The following is an 18654-nucleotide window of genomic DNA, read 5'->3' on the forward strand; positions in this document are numbered from 1 at the left end:
GCCTGGAATTTCCTCAAGGCGGGCGTCACGTCCGCTTTGTTATCGTTAAGCTTTAAAGGTAGACGTTATGATTCGTAATATGCTGCAGGGCAAACTCCACCGCGTAAAAGTCACGCAGGCCGACCTGCACTATGAAGGCTCCTGCGCTATTGATCAGGATTTCCTGGATGCGTCCGGCATCCTTGAAAACGAGGCTATTCATATCTGGAATGTGACCAACGGTAATCGTTTCTCCACCTACGCCATCGCCGCGGAGCGCGGTTCGCGAATTATCTCCGTGAACGGCGCGGCGGCACACTGTGCAAGCGTCGGCGATATTCTGATTATCGCCAGCTTCGTCACCATGCCTGACGAAGAAGCCCGCACCTGGCAGCCGAAAGTGGCCTATTTCGAAGGCGAAAACGAAATGAAGCGCCAGGCCAAAGCTATTCCGGTGCAGGTTGCCTGATCTACCCCTGCGGCTGGTTGCTTATCAGCCGCGACATTGTCTCCAGCGAATCCGTTCTTAATATATACAGCCTTTTCAACAAGAACGGATTATCGCCCGGCTTTACCTTCCCCCTCACCGTGGTCACCGCCAGATGAAAACCGGCGTCGTTGGCGGCCTGGACCGCCTTAGCGTTATAGCCGCCAAACGGATAAGAGAGATACAGTACGTGGGGGTTAAACTGCGCCAGCGCCCGCCGCGAATGCGCAAAATCAAACAGAATATTGTGATAGCTGCGGCTGAGGAGGATCGGATGACGTTCAGCATCAACCCGATGCAGGAAGTGGGTATGCGACTGCACGTCAAAGACGTCCTGGATCTGTTTTAGCTCGGAAATACTCATAAACTGCAGCGATTTCGGTGCCCATTTCTGCGGATGGCGCTTGATGCGCGACGAGATAATAAACGCCGTGGCGTGAAAGCCATACTGTTTGAGAATCGGGTAGGCATAGCGGTTGACCGACTTCAGCCCATCGTCAAAGGTGATCGCCACCGCACGCGCCGGAAGATTCACTTTATTACGCAGATAGCCTTCCAGTTGATACATGCTGAGCGTGATGTAGCCCTGGTCGCGTAGCCAGGTCATCTGATTGCTGAAGGCGCGCACGGAAGTCGTCGTTGAGGTATGGCGAAAGCGGGTATTTTCTTCATCACGCAGGATATGGTGATAAGTCAGTACTGGGATGCCGTTATCTTCTTGCGCATCCAGACTGCTCACCCACGCCAGGCGGTTGCCGATACGAATCTGAAACCAGGTTTGATTAAGCCGATCTTTGAGTTTGCTGATAATCGGATAACGCAAATTATTCGCCAGGGTGCCAAATGGCACGCTGCCCACGGCGGGGGCATCATAGATTGGCGTATCTTTCCAGGTAATGAGATTTTGGTTGCTTAGAGGCTTATGCAGATCGCCAAGGCTATCCTCCACCCGCTGCTTACCCTGTACCGGCCCCAGGTGGCCTTTATCGATAAAGCCGGTCGCAAAGCCAAAATTAAACTCATAGTAATCCGCCGCCGTCGGTACTACCGCCAGAATTTGCCCTGCCCGCACGTTGCCGACGCTCACCACCTGATTGCCAACCTGCGCCCAGATATCCGCATCTTCGGTCGTTTGCATATAACGTGCCGGCACACCCTGCTGGCTTAACAGGCTGGCAGAGGCGCTTAGCGCCGTGAACAGGAGGAGTAAAGCAAGAATTCGGGCAAACATGCGCATCGAGCCGGTAGACAAGAACTGCCGTCATTGTAACAAAAGCCTCATCAATACCAACGCTTAATTCCCGTACGGCTCATGCAGTAGTCGAAACGGCGGATTTTTTTGCTGCTGATGCCAGAGGCTGCTCACCGCCGGGCCTCCGGCGCTGACAATGGCGTGCCGGAAGGCTTCGCTGCTCAGGTTCTGGCGCAGCAAATACATGCTTTCCAGTAATGGATAGTCGATCCCGGAAATCACTTCACAGTGGGTGTGCTTATGGCTCAGCAGCGCCGCCACGCGATAAGGCGCCGCGCCGGTTTTATCGGTCAGAAAAATGACCCCGTCTCCGCCGTCCGTCTCGTGCAGCGCGTCGCACATCATGCGGCTCAGCATATTGCTGCTGAGATTACGCCAGTAGTTGACCGCCCGACACTGCGTCAGCGGCCCAAACTTTTTCTCCAGACGATCCAGCATCTCCTGCGCCAGTTCGTCATGACAGGTAATCACCCAACCTAACATCGCCCACCTCCTTAGCAGGCAAACAATGTAGCAAGGGAAGAGATGAATATCGGTGATGACAATCAAAATTGTTTGCCGGCGCTTCGCTGAACGGGGCAGCGAAGCGCCGTGGTTGGCTAAATTAGCTGCGAAGCCCGCGTCCGCGCTGGATCAGATACCAGCACAAGAGATAAAACGCGACGATAAACACCACCAGCACGCCGAAGGTGGTGGCGAGCGGAACATCGTTAATGCCGAGGAAACCGTAGCGGAAACCGCTGATCATGTAGACGATCGGGTTCAGATGCGACAGCCCTTGCCAGAACGGCGGCAGCAGGGTCAGCGAATAAAAAACCCCGCCGAGATAGGTCAGCGGCGTCAGCACGAAGGTCGGAATAAGGCTGATATCGTCAAAGGTTTTGGCAAACACCGCATTCAGCAGACCGGCCAGCGAAAATAGCACGGCGGTCAGCACCAGGGTCAGGGCGACGAATATCCATGAGTGAACCTGGAACGGTACGAAAAACAGCGAAATCGCCGTCACCAGAATCCCGACGCACAGACCGCGGGCAACGCCGCCGCCCACATAGCCGGCGATAACCACGTGGGTGGGAACCGGCGCGACCAGCAGTTCTTCAATATTGCGCTGAAATTTCGCGCTGAAGAAGGAGGACGCCACGTTGGCGTAGGCGTTGGTGATCACCGCCATCATAATCAGGCCCGGCACGATAAACTGCATATAGGTGAAACCGTGCATTTCACCGATGCGCGAGCCGATCAGATTGCCGAAAATAACAAAGTAGAGGGTCATGGTTATGACCGGCGGCACCAGCGTCTGGATCCAGATACGCATAAAGCGGTGGATCTCTTTGGTCCAGATGCTTTTCAGCGCGACCCAATAAAGCTGCATCATGCTGATTCTCCTTTCCGGTCATGGACCAGCGTGACAAACAGCTCTTCCAGACGGTTAGCTTTGTTACGCATACTTAATACCTGTACGCCCTGCGCGCTTAACTGAGTAAATACGCTGTTAATCCCCTGCTCACGCAGTACCTCAACCTCCAGCGTCGACGTATCAACCAGACGATACTGATAACCTTCCAGTACCGGTAATGGACTCTTAGGTGCCAGATCGAGAATAAAGGTTTCCGATTTCAGTTTGGAAAGCAGCGCCTTCATCGAGGTGTTTTCCACCAGCTCACCGTTCTGAATAATGCCAATATTGCGACACAGCATCTCGGCCTCTTCCAGATAGTGGGTAGTGAGGATAATCGTCGTGCCTTTATCGTTGAGATCTTTCAGGAAGCCCCACATCGAACGACGCAGCTCGATATCCACCCCCGCCGTGGGCTCATCAAGAATCAGCAACTTCGGCTCGTGCATCAACGCGCGGGCAATCATCAGGCGGCGCTTCATGCCGCCGGAGAGCATCCGCGCGCGTTCGTTGCGTTTTTCCCAAAGATCGAGCTGTTTAAGGTACTTTTCGCTACGGGCGATCGCTTCTTTGCGCTCGACGCCGTAGTAGCCCGCCTGGTGAATCACAATCTGCTGCACGGTTTCGAACGGGTTAAAGTTGAACTCCTGCGGCACCAGGCCGAGCTGGCGCTTGGCGTTCACCACATCCTTTTGCAGGTCATAGCCAAACACGTTGACCTCGCCGGAGGTTTTATTCACCAGCGAACTGATAATGCCGATAGTGGTGGATTTTCCCGCGCCGTTTGGCCCCAGGAGCGCGTAAAAATCGCCCGCCTCAACCTGCAGATCGATTCCGCGCAGCGCCTGAACCCCGCCGGGGTAGGTTTTTTTAAGCTGTTTTAGTTCCAGAGCAATGGTCATTAAATGTCTCTTCTCGTGTCGTGACACGCGATGGGTTGTTTTAAAAAATGTGAGGTTAACCTATATTAGCGCAACGCACTTACTTGGTTACAGGCCCGTAAACATCCATGAACGATATAGATACACTCATCAGCAACAATGCACTATGGTCAAAAATGCTGGTGGAGGAAGACCCCGGTTTCTTTGAGAAACTGGCACAGGCGCAGAAGCCGCGCTTTCTGTGGATTGGATGTTCAGATAGCCGCGTCCCCGCTGAACGTTTGACCGGCCTGGAACCTGGCGAGCTGTTTGTACACCGTAACGTCGCCAACCTGGTGATTCATACCGATCTGAACTGTCTTTCCGTCGTGCAGTACGCGGTCGACGTACTGGAAGTTGAACACATCATCATCTGCGGCCACTACGGCTGCGGCGGCGTGCAGGCGGCGATTGAAAATACCGAGCTTGGCCTTATCGACAACTGGCTGCTGCATATTCGCGATATCTGGTTTAAGCACAGCTCGCTGCTGGGGGAAATGCCCGAAGAGCGCCGCCTTGATACGCTGTGTGAATTGAATGTGATGGAGCAGGTTTACAACCTTGGCCATTCAACGATTATGCAGTCGGCGTGGAAGCGTGGACAGAAGGTGACAATTCACGGCTGGGCCTATGGCATTCACGATGGCATGTTACGCGATCTGGACGTGACCGCCGTCAGCCGCGAAACGCTGGAGCAGCGCTATCGCCAGGGCATTTCCAACCTTAAAAGCAAGCACGTCAATCACAGATAATTCACGCGCCCCTCTTAACTATCCCGGATAAGCCGGGATAGACACTCCGCGTTACTCGTCCAGCAGCGTCACTTTGCCGATATACGGCAGGTGGCGATAGCGCTGAGCATAGTCGATACCGTACCCCACCACGAACTCGTCCGGGATCGCAAAACCGACAAACTCAACCGGCACCTTCACTTCGCGGCGGCTTGGCTTATCGAGCAGCGTACAAATCGCCAGCGATTTTGGTTCACGCAGGCTGAGGATTTCACGCACTTTTGACAGCGTATTGCCAGAGTCGATGATGTCTTCCACGATCAGCACATCTTTACCGCGGATATCTTCATCCAGGTCTTTGAGGATTTTGACGTCACGGGTGGTGGACATGCCGCTGCCGTAGCTCGAGGCGGTCATGAAATCCACTTCATGGGGTACCTGAACCTCACGGCACAGGTCGGCCATAAACATAAATGAACCGCGTAATAGCCCCACCAGCACCATTTCGCTGCCGCTATCTTTGTAATGTTCATTAATTTGACGACCGAGCTCAGCGATACGGGCTTTGATCTCAGTTTCCGGGATCATCACTTCTACAGTATGTTTCATAAAACTAACCATTTGATTCTTAATGTAAATCATCAAAGCCGCTGCGATTGCACCGACGTTGACCGGCAAGCCACGCAGTATACCAGTAAAAAGAAATATGCGATGCAGTGATTAATAAAGCCCATTTTGTGATTCCGATCACACTTGTTAAATCCTATAATTAATTGCAGTTAAAAAATTAACAAACAAACGAGTGTCCTTCTATGGCAGAAACAAAATCTCAACAATCACGGCTACTCGTGACGCTGACGGCTCTTTTTGCAGCGTTCTGTGGCCTGTATCTTTTAGCGGGCGGGGCCTGGCTGGTCGCTCTTGGCGGCTCATGGTACTACCCTGTCGCAGGCCTGGTCATGCTTGGCGTCACCGTCCTGCTGTTCCGCGGCAAGCGTTCTGCGCTTTGGCTGTACGCCGCGCTGCTGCTTGCCACTATGATCTGGGGAGTATGGGAAGTTGGTTTCGACTTCTGGGCGCTGACCCCGCGTAGCGACATTCTGGTCTTCTTCGGCATCTGGCTTATCCTGCCGTTTGTCTGGCGCCGCCTGCCGATTCCCTCCTCTGGCGCCGTTGCCGGGCTGGTTGTCGCCCTGCTGATTAGCGGCGGTATCCTGACCTGGGCCGGCTTCAACGACCCGCAGGAAGTCAACGGTACGCTGAGCGCTGATGCAACGCCAGCAGCCCCCATCTCCGACGTAGCCGATGGCGACTGGTCGGCGTATGGCCGCAATCAGGAAGGCCAGCGCTACTCGCCGCTGAAGCAGATCAACGCCGATAACGTGAAGAACCTGAAAGAAGCCTGGGTCTTCCGTACGGGCGATCTCAAGCAGCCTAACGATCCGGGTGAAATCACCAATGAAGTCACGCCGATTAAAGTGGGCGACACGCTTTATCTGTGTACCGCTCATCAGCGCCTGTTCGCGCTTGACGCGGCCACCGGTAAAGAAAAGTGGCATTTCGATCCGCAGCTCAACGCTGACCCCTCTTTCCAGCACGTGACCTGCCGCGGCGTTTCATATCATGAAGCCAAAGCGGAGAACGCGCCGGCGGATGTGGTTGCCGACTGCCCGCGTCGTATCATTCTTCCGGTCAACGATGGCCGCCTGTTCGCCATCAATGCCGAAACCGGTAAGCTGTGCGAGTCCTTTGCCAATAAAGGCATTCTCAATCTGCAAACCAACATGCCTGTCACTACGCCGGGTATGTATGAACCAACATCACCGCCGATTATTACCGACAAAACTATCGTCATTGCCGGCGCCGTGACCGATAACTTCTCCACCCGCGAGCCGTCGGGCGTTATCCGTGGCTTTGATGTGAATACCGGTAAACTGCTGTGGGCCTTTGACCCGGGCGCGAAAGATCCCAACGCGATTCCTGATGATGAACATCATTTCACGCTGAATTCACCAAACTCCTGGGCGCCAGCGGCCTATGACGCGAAGCTGGATCTGGTCTACCTGCCTATGGGCGTAACCACCCCGGATATCTGGGGCGGCAACCGTACGCCTGAACAAGAGCGCTATGCCAGCTCCATCGTGGCGCTGAACGCGACGACCGGTAAACTGGCGTGGAGCTACCAGACCGTTCACCACGATCTGTGGGATATGGATATGCCGTCTCAGCCGACGCTGGCGGATATCGACGTCAACGGTAAAACCGTGCCGGTGATCTACGCTCCGGCAAAAACCGGTAATATTTTTGTCCTCGATCGCCGCAACGGTGAACTGGTTGTCCCGGCGCCGGAAAGACCGGTTCCGCAAGGGGCGGCGAAAGGTGACTACGTCGCGAAAACTCAGCCGTTCTCCGACCTGAGCTTCCGTCCGAAGAAAGACCTGACCGGCGCGGACATGTGGGGCGCCACCATGTTCGACCAGCTGGTGTGCCGCGTTATCTTCCATCAGCTGCGCTACGAAGGGATTTTCACCCCGCCGTCAGAACAAGGCACGCTGGTATTCCCGGGTAACCTGGGGATGTTCGAATGGGGCGGCATCTCCGTCGATCCGAACCGCCAGGTGGCGATTGCTAACCCGATGGCGCTGCCGTTTGTCTCAAAACTGATCCCTCGCGGCCCAGGTAACCCGATGGAGCAGCCAAAAGACGCCAAGGGTTCCGGGACCGAAGCCGGTATTCAGCCACAGTACGGTGTCCCTTACGGCGTTACGCTTAATCCGTTCCTGTCACCGTTTGGTCTACCCTGCAAACAGCCAGCCTGGGGCTATATCTCCGCGCTGGATCTGAAAACCAACGAAGTGGTGTGGAAAAAACGTATCGGTACGCCGCAGGATAGCCTGCCGTTCCCGATGCCGGTTAAGCTCCCGTTCACAATGGGTATGCCGATGCTGGGCGGTCCAATTTCGACGGCCGGCAATGTGCTGTTTATCGGCGCGACCGCGGATAACTACCTGCGCGCGTACAATATGAGCAACGGTGAAAAATTATGGCAGGCACGTCTGCCGGCGGGCGGCCAGGCGACGCCGATGACCTATGAAGTGAATGGCAAGCAGTACGTTGTCATCTCTGCGGGCGGTCACGGTTCGTTTGGCACGAAGATGGGCGACTATATCGTCGCTTATGCTTTACCGGACGACGCGAAGTAAAAAACAGAAGGCCCGGTTTCCGGGCCTTCTCTCTATGGTACATCTCTCTCTTTTCTATCGAAGCAAGTCACACGCCCCGCCCTTAGACGGGAAGCGAATTCTACACCGTAAATCCCAGCATCATTCCCGTATCTTCATGCTCCAGCAGATGGCAGTGCGCCATATAGGCATGTTCTTTCGGCGCATCGTGATCAAATTTCACCAGTACTTCACTGACATCGCCTTCAACCCTGACGGTATCTTTCCAGCCGCTCCTGTGGGGTGCCGGCGCTTTACCGTTTTCGGACAAAATACGGAACTGAGTGCCGTGAATATGGAACGGATGCAGCATCATGTCGCCTTTGCCAGAAATCACCCACCGCTCATACTGCCCTTTCGCCGCCGCAAACAGGGGAACATTCATATCAAAGGCTTTACCGTTGATCCGATTCGCATTATGGAAATCAAACTCCTTATTACCGTGCTTCATCTGCGCCGTGCCGCCATGATTCATGCTTCCCATGTCACCGTGGTTCATATTGTTCATATTCCCCATCTCTCCGTGATTCATCATCATGCCATGGTCCATGCCGGACATGGCCTGGTCGCCATATTTTTGCATCAGCGCCTGCATGCCCATCATATCGAGCATCGGATCCATCGAGAGCTGCAAAGTACGCTGAGTCAGGCCCTGAAGCGAGGGCAGCGCTGGCATAGCGGCCAGCACATCCGGCAGCTTACCGGAAGCCTGGATAGTCAGCGGCTGCACGCGTAACACTGGCTGCGGCCGATCAAACGGAGCGATCGCCATCCCCATCTGGTTGACCGGGAGCGTAATTAAATCGAAGGGCTTCCCGTCAGTGGTATCCACCAGCACTTCGAAACGCTCGCCCATCAGCACCGGCAGCGCGTTAACTTTCACCGGCTCAGCCAGGAGACCACCATCGCTTGCCACGACGTACATGGGCCGCTTATCGCTGGTGGCGAAATTCAAAGAACGCGCATTACAGCCGTTCAGCAGACGTAAACGTAGCCAGCCGCGAGGCGCAGCGTGCTCCGGGTACAGCGCGCCGTTAGTGAGCAGCGTATCGCCAAACCAGCCCACGGCTGCGCTCATAATATCGAGCTGATAATCAATCTCTCCCGCTGAGGTGAATTTTTTATCCTGCACAATCACCGGGACATCATCAATTCCCCACTGCTTTGGCAGGAGCAGCTTTTCGCTTTCTGCATCAGAAATCAGCACCAGCCCTGCCAGCCCCATCGCGACCTGTCTGCCGGTTTTACCATGCTGATGGGGATGGAACCAGCAGGTCGCCGCCCGTTGCGTTGGGGTAAAGGTCACCGTGCGGGAGCCTCCGGCGGCAATCACGCCCTGGGGACCGCCGTCCACGGCGCCGGGAACCTCCAGACCGTGCCAGTGCACGGTGGTCTCCTCCGCCAGACGGTTATGAATGTCGATGGTCGCCTCCTCACCCTGCTTAAGCTGTAGGGCCGGTCCCAGCAGATTGCCGTTATAGCCCCAGGTGGTCGCCAGATGAGGGCCGAACTGCGTTTTTCCAGCCTGGATGATTAACGAGATGCGATTGCGCGCGTCGGCGATAAGCAGTTCGGGTACAGGCAAAGATGGGCGGCTGGCGGCAAAAACCGAGCGGCTCCATAGCGGCAATGCGCTGGCCACGCTGACCGCAGCGGTTAGTTTAAGAAACTCACGACGTTGCATTTTCACATCCTTTTTATTCTGCTGGTGAATAATTGAGCTTAAACCCTCCCCCAACAGGAAGGTCAAGCAGAAGAGTAAGAATAAAGCTCGGCGCACTGTAACGAAGTGTGCTAACTTTGTTTGTCCGTGATTCAATGGTAGAAAAAATGAAGACGCTTTTCAGAACAATAGTGCTTGGCAGCCTGCTGACTCTCTCCGCCAATAGCTATGCATTAAGCGAGTCCGAAGCGGAAGATATGGCTGATTTAACGGCAGTATTCGTCTTCCTGAAGAACGACTGCGGTTATCAAAATCTGCCTAACACGCAGATTCGCCGTGCCCTGGTCTTTTTTGCTCAGCAGAATCAATGGGATTTAAGCAATTACGACAGCTTCAATATGAAAGCGCTCGGCGAAGATAGCTACCGGGACCTTAGCGGAATCCAGATTCCCACCACTAAAAAATGCAAAGCGCTGGCCCGCGATTCGCTTAGCCTGCTCGCTTACGTGAAATAACCCCCCCTTCATTTCATAATACGGTAGCCGTGCGAATACGGCTATGGCGCCGCGTAATAATAGCAATTCAATTAACAACAGCACTTAATTTATATCTCAATTCATAGAATTCAATGATAATTCATTAAGCATTCAACATATTAATATATACCCTAAATAATTAGAGTTACTTGAAGGCGGCAAGGGGTAAGCGAGCGTAGCCAACGCATAAGCAGCGTGAAATATGACGGGTATAACTAATATTAAAAGTACGCCATCAAAAATCATAAACTCTATTATTGCATTCTTCTTTTTCGCACACTATTATCGCCCGATAACACCTCTTTTTATCAATGGAATGAAACCTTGAACAGATCCTTATTTACAAGCATAGCCCCTCTGGCCCTCATTTTATTAGCGGGTTGTAATTCAATACAACCCAGGCAATCCGCCGGATTAGTGAAACCCTTATCTGAGTCGACATTAAGCCAACAGCAAACCGAACAGCAGAGAATCGCCGATGAGCAAGCGCGTTTAGACACTTGCCGTAAAGCGCTGGAGTCGCTGAAAGAAGTGAACCCCAAACAGGCGGACAAACTCGGCAATGAGTTCACTGCCCTGCTTAGCGCGGCATCACAATATAATTCTGTGCGCAGTAAAGTGGCAGAACCGACAAAACAGGGGATCGATTCGATGTACCAGTTCAAATCAATCAAGCTGTGCGCTGATATTGAAAAGGAGCTGATCGATAGCCTTGTTAAACGTGGTGAAAATGTTCAGCCATGAACGGGAAAATAGCCAAAAACTTCAATCCGGTATCGCTGGCAGCAGTTTTTGTGCTGGCGCTATCGCCGGATGCCTATGCGGAAAAAGACGCCCTTATCAGCGTCACGGCGAGCTCAAATAGCGATGCCTCAGGCCCGGCATTTTTAAATTATGCGAAAGAGCATCAGGCGCAAAAAATCAGCGAGCCGGTAAAGCCCGTTGAGGAGAAAAGCAATAATACAAAAACAACGAATAAAAAAAACGTCCTGAATACCCATGAAGTTTCCCGTCAGGCTGCAATCATTGCTCAAAAAGATAAACTCATCCGCCAACTTCGGCAGCAGCTTGATGCGAAGCCGGCCACGGTGAACGCCGAAGCAGACAACCAAAAAGCGCTGAAAGATAAAATTCAGCTACTTGAGAAAAAGTTAGCGACTGCCGTAGCCGAAAAACAACAATTAATAGATAACGCGCTATCCGCCGCGGCTGAAATAAAACAGATCGAGGGCCAGCGTAATGCCACAGAAAATAAAACGCTGCAGCAGGAAAAAAGAGTGGCATTAGTAGAATCCGCGAAACAAAAAGTTGAGCTTCAGCTGGCTGAGGCAACCGCCGAAAAGCAATCCCTGCAGCAGAAGCTCGCGGCGCTGGAAACAGAAAAGCAAGATACGCTCTCAAAGCTGGCGGCGGCCGCAGCGGAGAAACAAGAGCTCACCGGTAAGTTCACGACAGAGGCGAAAGAGAGGCAAGCTCTCGCAACAAGGCTCGCTGCTGCAGAGGCAGCTCAGCAGGAAATGCTAACAAAACTCACCGCGGCTGACGCCGCACAGCGGGCGCTGCAAACGAAACTCGATGCGTCTCAAACCGAGCAGAAAGCAGCGATAGCGAAGCTCAACGCCAGTGAAGCGGAAAAAACAGATTTAACGACAAAGCTGGCGGCCGCGGCAGTAGAAAAACAGGCGCTCACGGCTAAACTGGACGCCGTTATCATCAGTACGCCGCAGACGTCCCTTCAGGCGGATGCTGGCCGTCAGCAGGCCGGTCAGGACAACGCCCTACAGCAGGCCAGCGCCGATGAAATTACCCGGCTAAAGGCCAGGCTTGCTGACGCCAAGGCGGAAAAGCCGCTGGCTATCGACTTTACAAAAGAGCCTCTGCGACAGGCTTACGCTATCGGTGTATCGATGGGCGAGGAGGTGCTGCAGCTCTTATCTACCCGGGCATCTCAGGGCGTAAAAACCAGTAAAGATACCGTTTTACAGGGGATTATGGATTCTTTTTCAGGGGATATCGCCCTTGATGAGAAAGCGCGCAATAAAGCCTTATTCGATGTGTCTAAAAAAGTCTTTCAGAACCTAAAGAAGCTCGAACAGCAAACCCTTAGCGAAGGAAAGAAATATCAACAAAACTTCGCGAAGCAAAAAGGGGTGGTATTGAAAGACGGCATTTACAGTCGCATAGATTATGCCGGCAAGAGCAAGATTCTCGACAGCGATATCGTTACCGTCACTATCAAGGAAACGCTTACCGATGGAACCGTCATTAACGATATGGAAGCGGAGGGGAAAGTCTGGTCCCAGCCACTGAAATCTTATCCTCCCATCTTCCTTGGGCCACTCAAGCGGCTGGGAAACCACGGAGCGATAACGGTCGTGATCCCTCCCAATCTCGCCTACGGCAGCGAAGGCAAACCGCCTAAAATTCCGCCGGGAGCGACCATGGTATATACCGTCAGAATCGTTGACGCCATTGCGGCAGAACCACAGGCTAAAAAACCCTGATCCTGGCGCCTCCCATCGGGGAGGCGCTTTCCCCTCTTTGTGAACGGGTAATGCCCCACGCTTCATTTGCTGAAATATCCACCGTGCATCATCTTCTATAGTTGGCTATGATGTTGCGCTCATTTTTGATGGGTGTAACAGGTGTTAACAAAGGAGGATCTGCCCGTGGCCGATAGCAATCTGTGGCATGAAACGCTGCACGACCATTTTGGTCAGTATTTCAGCGTTGATAACGTTCTGTATCATGAGAAAACCGATCATCAGGATTTAATCATTTTCGAAAACGCAGCCTTTGGCCGCGTGATGGCGCTGGACGGCGTGGTACAAACCACCGAACGTGATGAGTTTATCTACCATGAAATGATGACTCATGTTCCTCTGATGGCCCACGGCCAGGCGAAACATGTGTTAATTATCGGCGGCGGCGATGGCGCCATGCTGCGCGAAGTCTCCCGTCACCGCAGCGTCGAAACCATCACCATGGTAGAAATTGACGCTGGCGTGGTTTCATTCTGTCGCCAGTACCTCCCCAACCATAACGCGGGTGCGTACGACGACCCGCGCTTTACCCTGGTGATTGACGATGGCGTCAATTTTGTTAACCAGACGGCGCAAACGTTTGACGTCATTATCTCCGACTGCACCGATCCTATCGGTCCCGGCGAGAGCCTGTTTACTTCCGCCTTCTATGAAGGCTGCAAGCGCTGCCTCAACCCAGGCGGGATCTTCGTCGCTCAGAACGGCGTCAGCTTCCTGCAACAGGATGAGGCCGTCGATAGCCATCGCAAGCTCAGCCATTACTTTAGCGACGTAAGCTTCTATCAGGCGGCGATTCCCACCTACTACGGCGGCATCATGACCTTCGCATGGGCCACGGACAACGAAGCGCTGCGCCATCTTTCCAGTGAAATCATCCAGGCCCGTTTTCACAAGTCGAACCTGAAGTGCCGTTATTACAATCCGGCCATTCACGCGGCGGCATTTGCTTTACCGCAGTATTTACTGGATGCGCTATCCACCGTTAAGTAAGGAGGTGATCTAAATTGAAAAAATTGAAGCTGCACGGCTTTAACAATCTGACCAAAAGCCTGAGTTTTTGCATTTACGATATCTGCTACGCAAAAACGGCAGAGGAGCGCGATGGCTACATCGCCTATATTGACGAACTCTACAACGCCAACCGCCTGACGGAAATTTTGTCAGAGACCTGTTCGATTATCGGCGCCAATATTCTTAACATTGCGCGCCAGGATTATGAACCGCAGGGCGCCAGCGTGACGATCCTGGTCAGCGAAGAGCCTGTCGATCCGCAGCTTATCGATCAGACAGAACACCCGGGTCCGCTACCGGAAACCGTGGTGGCGCATCTCGATAAAAGCCATATCTGCGTTCACACCTATCCGGAAAGCCATCCTGAAGGCGGACTGTGCACCTTCCGCGCCGATATTGAAGTCTCAACCTGCGGGGTCATTTCACCGCTGAAGGCCCTGAACTATCTGATTCACCAGCTAGAATCCGATATCGTCACGATTGATTATCGCGTTCGCGGTTTTACCCGCGATGTGAACGGCATGAAGCACTTCATCGATCATGAAATTAACTCCATTCAGAACTTCATGTCCGAGGATATTAAGTCTTTGTATGACATGGTGGACGTGAACGTTTATCAGGAAAATATTTTCCATACCAAGATGTTGCTTAAGGAGTTCGACCTTAAGCACTATATGTTCCACACGAAGCCGGAAGATTTGAGCGAAGAGGAGCGTAAGGTGATTACCGACCTGCTCTGGAAAGAGATGCGCGAAATCTACTACGGACGCAATATCCCGAGCGTGTAACACCGTATCGGCTGGCGGTATCCTTAACGTTCAGGCTGTACCAGCGTAAGGGCAACGGACTGCGCTTTCAGCTCAGCCTGAACGGGAAGAGGCAACCCCCCATCGGTAATAATGTCAGTGAAGCGGCTCAGCGGAGCGACGTTGAACAGCGAGTGGGCGCCATATTTGCTGCTGTCGGCCAGTAAGATCTTACGCTGGGCGTTGGCAATGATCTCCTGCTTCAGCCCCGCCTTTTCTTCCGTCGGCGTCGTCACGCCCTTTTCCACGCTCCAGCTGTTACAGCTCATAAAAGCGATATCGGGATAGACGCTACGTAACATCTTACGACCAAACTCGCCGATACAGGACTGGCTGCTGTCATCAATGCGGCCACCGACGATGGTCACTTCTATCTGGCGGAATTCGGATAAAAACAGAGCGATATGCAGATCGACTGTGATCACCCTGAGCGGAAGATGGGTCAGGCATTTTGCCAGCTCCAGCATGGTGGTGCCGGCGTCCAGTACCACCGCGTCGCCCGCCTGCACCATCGAGGCGGCAAAACGCGCAATCGCCCGCTTTTCCGCAGGCGATCGTAGCTGCTTTTCATTGGTGGTAGGCTGAGAAGGCTCAAAGCGCCGCAGGGCAACACCGCCGTGGCTGCGGCTGATCACGCCCTGCTCATCCAGTTTGATCAGATCGCGTCGTATCGTTGCAGGCGATGCTTCTACCGCATCCACCAGCTGTTCCACGGTCACCAGCGTATGATTTTTCAAATACGCCACAATCTTATCCAGACGGTGTTGTCCTTTCATAACAGGAAATTACGCCAGTTTCATTGCCAATTTAATCGATACGGCCATGCTCTCAGATTTTGCTTTTCCCGTCCAGGCTATATCAAACGCGGTACCGTGATCGGCAGAGGTGCGGATGAACGGCAGACCCGCGGTGATATTCACCCCATCGTAGAAGCCAAGCAGTTTGAGCGGAATATGTCCCTGATCGTGGTACATCGCCACCACCATGTCATATTGCCCCTCGTATGCCTGTAGAAACACGGTGTCCGGCGGGCAAGGCCCATAAACATCGATTCCCTTCGCTTTCATGTTTTCAATGGCCGGCGACACAATGCGTATTTCTTCATCGCCAAACAGACCATTTTCGCCCGCATGGGGATTGACCCCGGCAACGGCAATGCGCGGCTGGGTGAAGCCGACGCGTTTCAGGAAGCGATCCGCGATGCCGATGACCGTCTCCACGCGCTGGCCATTAAGCGTATCGAGGAACTTACGCAACGCAATGTGGGTCGAGACATGAATGACCTTCAGCTTGTCGGTGTAGAGCACCATGGCGTAATCGCGGCTTTCAGTCAGCGTCGCCAGCAGCTCGGTATGACCAGGATAATTGTGCCCTGCCAGATGAAGCGCTTCTTTATTCAGCGGTGCGGTCGCGATGGCGTGTACGTCGCCTTTCATCGCCAGCGCCGTCGCCCGCTTCACGCAGCGGTAGGCCAGATCGCCCGCCTGGGCCTGCACTTTACCCGGCTCCAGCGCGTCCGGCTGGGCCAGCGGCTCGTCGATGACATGAATCACGCCTGGAGCAAATCGCGCCTCCGCGACCTCGGCGATCGCGCGAAAGGTGACGCCTTCCGCCAGCCCTTTGTCCTGCAGACGTTTCAGGGTTTTCAGACACCCGACCACCACCAGCGGCGCGCCGTTGAGCTCGTCTTCACAAAGCGCTTTGACAATAATTTCCGGACCGATGCCCGCCGGGTCGCCCATCGTAATCGCAATTGTTTTAGTTACCACTGTACATCTCCTCAATAAAATAAAGCGCATCACAAAGGGTGCTGTCTGAACCGAATCCGCCGGCTTTAGTGATAACCGGCAGATCGTCGATTTCACTGTTAACGAACGTCCCGCAGGGAATACAGGGCGCCACCTCACTCTGAATGCGATAGCCTTCCGCCCCGAGCGCGGCGGCGACCGCGGTGGCGATATCTCCTCCGGTCATGAACAGCCCGCCAATACGAGCCTGTTCGATAATGCGCAGCGTAATCATTCCGAGGCGTTCGCTAAGCATCTCACCGAGCTGCTGGCGGCTTACGCCAGCCTGAGCGCACAGGCCGTCGATCATCTGCCGATCGTCCGCACTCCGGCTGGTACGTAAAATGGTGTGCTGCTGGCGACTGAGCAGCGCACAGGCCTGTTCAACCGCCGCGGCCATTTCCTGCTCGTACTGCGCCGAGGCCAGCCGCGAGGCGTCAATATCCACGACGCTGGCGCGCGCCTGGCAGAGCGCTTTTTCAACCTGCCGCCGCGTGGCCTCGCTCATCGATCCGGCCACCACCAGTACCGGTAGCTCCTGCTTTTCCTGCATGAAGGTGCTGACTGGTAGCGCGTTCGCCAGCCCGGCAGCGCCCACCAACAGCGGCATCTCCTTTTGTTCACAAATAGCCTGGGCAATCAGCAACAGATCGCGATCTTCCACGGCATCCACCACCACCATGCACTCCCCCTCGGCTGAAAAAGCCGTCAACAGGGCGCTCAATTGCCCCCGACGAACGTCTTCGAGCGACACTTCATGAACCGGGATATCGCTTTGCAGGGCGATCAACGTCGCAATGCGTGAGGAGATAATGGGCGTTTTCGGATCGCTGGCGAATTCGGTTTCCAGCAGTGGCGTACCGTTGACCAGGCATAATCCGTCGCGGGTGGTGCGCCCGGCTGCGGGGATAGCCGCCGCAATTACGGCCAGCTTCCGGTTTGCAGCACGCATTGCCGCCGTCACTTCAGCCCCCACGTTGCCGCGGAAAGTAGAGTCGATTTTCTTGTAAACCAGCGGACGCGCATCACCATCGCACCACGGCGCTAACGCCTGCGCTACCGCTTTCCCGGCCTCAGCTGCAGGCATCGCGCGGCTTTCGGTGTTGATCACCAGCACATCAGCGCGACGCGAAGGTTTTTGATCCGGCGTTAGCATCACTTCCGTGCGCGCCCCCTTCTTTGCCAGCTGCACGCCGGTATCGTTAGAACCCGTAAAGTCGTCGGCGATAACGATCATTTTCATGCTTTTTTCTCCTCTGCAACCTGACGCGCTTGCTTCTTAGCCACCCATGAGGTGAGGACCGGCGTCAGAATCGCGGTGGTGATCACCGATGCGGCAATCAGCGGCGCGGCCGCGGCGGCAACCTCTGCCAGAGAGGGATCGGCCTGGGCAATCGCCAGCGGCGTCGCCACGGCGTTTCCGGCGGTACTGGACGCCGCCGCGCCGGCAATCCCGGTTCCGCCCACCAGACGGTCGGCACGAATGTTAAAGAAACCGCCGATAAAGGTCGTCAGCACGCCGAGCAGAATGCCCGCCAGACCGCCCTGTAGCAGCATTTCAAGGTTGATCCCTGCGCCCAGCGCAAAAGCGAAGAACGGAATCAACAGCGGGCCGCCTTTGGTCAGGAAGTCGCGCATGTTGGGATCGAGGTTACCCAGGATCATTCCCACCACCAGCGGCACCAGCACGGCGACCAGCGCCATAATGGGAATGTTGGCCATCCCCGCCGCGCCCAGCGCGATCATCGTAAAGAATGGCCCGTCATTCAGTGACAGGATGGAGATCGCTCCCACATCACGCTCGTTACCAAACTCGCCAACCAGCGCGGCGTAAAGCCCGCCATTCGAGTTACTCATCGCAGCGATGATCGCCACGCCGCTTAAGCCGAAGATCCCTTCAGCGCCAAAGAGCTGTTCCACGCCGAGGCCAATCGCAATGGCGATCAGGAGTTTGGTCAGCGTAATGGTACCGCCCTGCAACAGAGCCTGTGGCGCTGCCTTGACGCTAATTCCCGCTCCCATACAGAGCAGGAAGGCGCCAATCAGCGGCGCTGCGCCGTTTTTAAACAGCGCGGTGGTGAACCCGCCGATCTCAAGCGCTTGCGGGGCAAAGGTATTGATAATGGCGCCGATCACCAGTGGCACAACCATCATGCCGCCAGGTACACGTTCTATAGCCTTTTTGATGTTCATGGTCTTCCCGCCTGTTGTTATGCTGTGATTAAATAAAATCATAAAGATTATATTCAATCAAATAAACTTCACAAACGCGCCAGATCACAGTTTTAAAATGATTAATAAAAATCAAACCAGGCCGTTAAG

The 18654-nt window shown here is 54.3% G+C and carries 18 protein-coding genes; 8 read left to right on the top strand and 10 right to left on the bottom strand.

Annotated elements, in window-relative coordinates:
* Positions 1 to 67 precede the first annotated feature (67 nt).
* Positions 68 to 448: an aspartate 1-decarboxylase gene (gene panD, locus ABLU88_RS07080; protein ID WP_004098675.1), complete on the top strand. Its 381-nt coding sequence runs from the start codon at positions 68 to 70 to the stop codon at positions 446 to 448.
* Between the two features lies 1 nt (position 449).
* Here the strand turns inward: panD and ABLU88_RS07085 are convergent, their stop codons facing one another.
* The 4 genes from ABLU88_RS07085 to ABLU88_RS07100 all read right to left on the bottom strand — a co-directional run bounded on the left by ABLU88_RS07085 (position 450) and on the right by ABLU88_RS07100 (position 4016).
* Entirely contained in the window at positions 450 to 1703 is a 1254-nt protein-coding gene (locus ABLU88_RS07085) for a polysaccharide deacetylase family protein (RefSeq protein WP_348836274.1), read from the bottom strand.
* A 57-nt stretch (positions 1704 to 1760) separates the two neighbouring features.
* Entirely contained in the window at positions 1761 to 2201 is a 441-nt protein-coding gene (locus ABLU88_RS07090; RefSeq protein ID WP_025106511.1) for a PTS sugar transporter subunit IIA, read from the bottom strand.
* Positions 2202 to 2322: 121 nt separating this feature from the next.
* A complete protein-coding gene (locus tag ABLU88_RS07095; RefSeq protein WP_004098668.1) occupies positions 2323 to 3093 on the bottom strand; it encodes an ABC transporter permease in 771 nt (256 codons plus the stop codon).
* Entirely contained in the window at positions 3090 to 4016 is a 927-nt protein-coding gene (locus ABLU88_RS07100; protein ID WP_014227952.1) for an ABC transporter ATP-binding protein, read from the bottom strand. Before ABLU88_RS07100 ends, ABLU88_RS07095 begins: the two co-directional genes overlap by 4 nt.
* A gap of 107 nt (positions 4017 to 4123) precedes the next feature.
* Between ABLU88_RS07100 and can the strand changes: the two genes are divergently transcribed.
* Entirely contained in the window at positions 4124 to 4786 is a 663-nt protein-coding gene (gene can / locus ABLU88_RS07105; protein ID WP_004098666.1) for a carbonate dehydratase, read from the top strand.
* A gap of 51 nt (positions 4787 to 4837) precedes the next feature.
* Here the strand turns inward: can and hpt are convergent, their stop codons facing one another.
* Positions 4838 to 5374 (bottom strand): hypoxanthine phosphoribosyltransferase, encoded by a 537-nt coding sequence (hpt, locus tag ABLU88_RS07110; protein ID WP_014227950.1) that lies wholly within the window; start codon positions 5372 to 5374, stop codon positions 4838 to 4840.
* Between the two features lie 203 nt (positions 5375 to 5577).
* On the opposite strand from hpt, the gene ABLU88_RS07115 reads away from it, so the two are divergent.
* Positions 5578 to 7968, top strand: a complete 2391-nt coding sequence (locus ABLU88_RS07115) for a glucose/quinate/shikimate family membrane-bound PQQ-dependent dehydrogenase (RefSeq protein WP_348836255.1) — start codon at positions 5578 to 5580, stop codon at positions 7966 to 7968.
* Positions 7969 to 8068: 100 nt separating this feature from the next.
* On the opposite strand, the gene cueO is transcribed toward ABLU88_RS07115, so the two are convergent.
* Positions 8069 to 9670 (bottom strand): multicopper oxidase CueO, encoded by a 1602-nt coding sequence (cueO, locus tag ABLU88_RS07120; RefSeq protein ID WP_348836256.1) that lies wholly within the window; start codon positions 9668 to 9670, stop codon positions 8069 to 8071.
* Positions 9671 to 9816: 146 nt separating this feature from the next.
* Here cueO and ABLU88_RS07125 point away from each other — a divergent pair, with 146 nt between their 5' ends.
* The 5 genes from ABLU88_RS07125 to speD all read left to right on the top strand — a co-directional run bounded on the left by ABLU88_RS07125 (position 9817) and on the right by speD (position 14527).
* Positions 9817 to 10164, top strand: coding sequence for a YacC family pilotin-like protein (locus ABLU88_RS07125; protein WP_014227947.1), 348 nt, complete (start codon positions 9817 to 9819; stop codon positions 10162 to 10164).
* A 345-nt stretch (positions 10165 to 10509) separates the two neighbouring features.
* Positions 10510 to 10929, top strand: coding sequence for a hypothetical protein (locus tag ABLU88_RS07130; RefSeq protein WP_025106509.1), 420 nt, complete (start codon positions 10510 to 10512; stop codon positions 10927 to 10929).
* Positions 10926 to 12689, top strand: coding sequence for an FKBP-type peptidyl-prolyl cis-trans isomerase N-terminal domain-containing protein (locus tag ABLU88_RS07135; protein ID WP_348836257.1), 1764 nt, complete (start codon positions 10926 to 10928; stop codon positions 12687 to 12689). The genes ABLU88_RS07130 and ABLU88_RS07135 overlap by 4 nt, the downstream gene beginning before the upstream one ends.
* Before the next feature lie 165 nt (positions 12690 to 12854).
* Positions 12855 to 13718 carry a polyamine aminopropyltransferase gene (gene speE, locus ABLU88_RS07140; RefSeq protein ID WP_004098658.1) on the top strand — a complete coding sequence of 288 codons (864 nt, stop codon included), beginning with the start codon at positions 12855 to 12857 and terminating at the stop codon, positions 13716 to 13718.
* 14 nt (positions 13719 to 13732) lie between these two features.
* On the top strand, positions 13733 to 14527 hold the full coding sequence (gene speD, locus ABLU88_RS07145; RefSeq protein WP_004098656.1) for an adenosylmethionine decarboxylase: 795 nt from the start codon (positions 13733 to 13735) through the stop codon (positions 14525 to 14527).
* Between the two features lie 23 nt (positions 14528 to 14550).
* On the opposite strand, the gene ABLU88_RS07150 is transcribed toward speD, so the two are convergent.
* From ABLU88_RS07150 to ABLU88_RS07165, 4 genes are read right to left on the bottom strand one after another with little or no spacing between them, the layout of a single operon-like run.
* Complete coding sequence (locus ABLU88_RS07150) at positions 14551 to 15321, bottom strand: DeoR/GlpR family DNA-binding transcription regulator (RefSeq protein ID WP_032748007.1); 771 nt, start codon at positions 15319 to 15321, stop codon at positions 14551 to 14553.
* A 9-nt stretch (positions 15322 to 15330) separates the two neighbouring features.
* Positions 15331 to 16314 carry a D-threonate 4-phosphate dehydrogenase gene (locus ABLU88_RS07155; protein ID WP_122117861.1) on the bottom strand — a complete coding sequence of 328 codons (984 nt, stop codon included), beginning with the start codon at positions 16312 to 16314 and terminating at the stop codon, positions 15331 to 15333.
* Positions 16304 to 17575 (bottom strand): D-threonate kinase, encoded by a 1272-nt coding sequence (locus ABLU88_RS07160; protein WP_348836258.1) that lies wholly within the window; start codon positions 17573 to 17575, stop codon positions 16304 to 16306. Before ABLU88_RS07160 ends, ABLU88_RS07155 begins: the two co-directional genes overlap by 11 nt.
* Positions 17572 to 18525 (bottom strand): 2-keto-3-deoxygluconate permease 1, encoded by a 954-nt coding sequence (locus ABLU88_RS07165; RefSeq protein WP_025106505.1) that lies wholly within the window; start codon positions 18523 to 18525, stop codon positions 17572 to 17574. Before ABLU88_RS07165 ends, ABLU88_RS07160 begins: the two co-directional genes overlap by 4 nt.
* Positions 18526 to 18654: the final 129 nt, after the last annotated feature.

The sequence above is a fragment of the Klebsiella sp. GW_Kp182 genome, assembly GCF_040062275.1.
Taxonomy (GTDB): domain Bacteria; phylum Pseudomonadota; class Gammaproteobacteria; order Enterobacterales; family Enterobacteriaceae; genus Klebsiella; species Klebsiella michiganensis.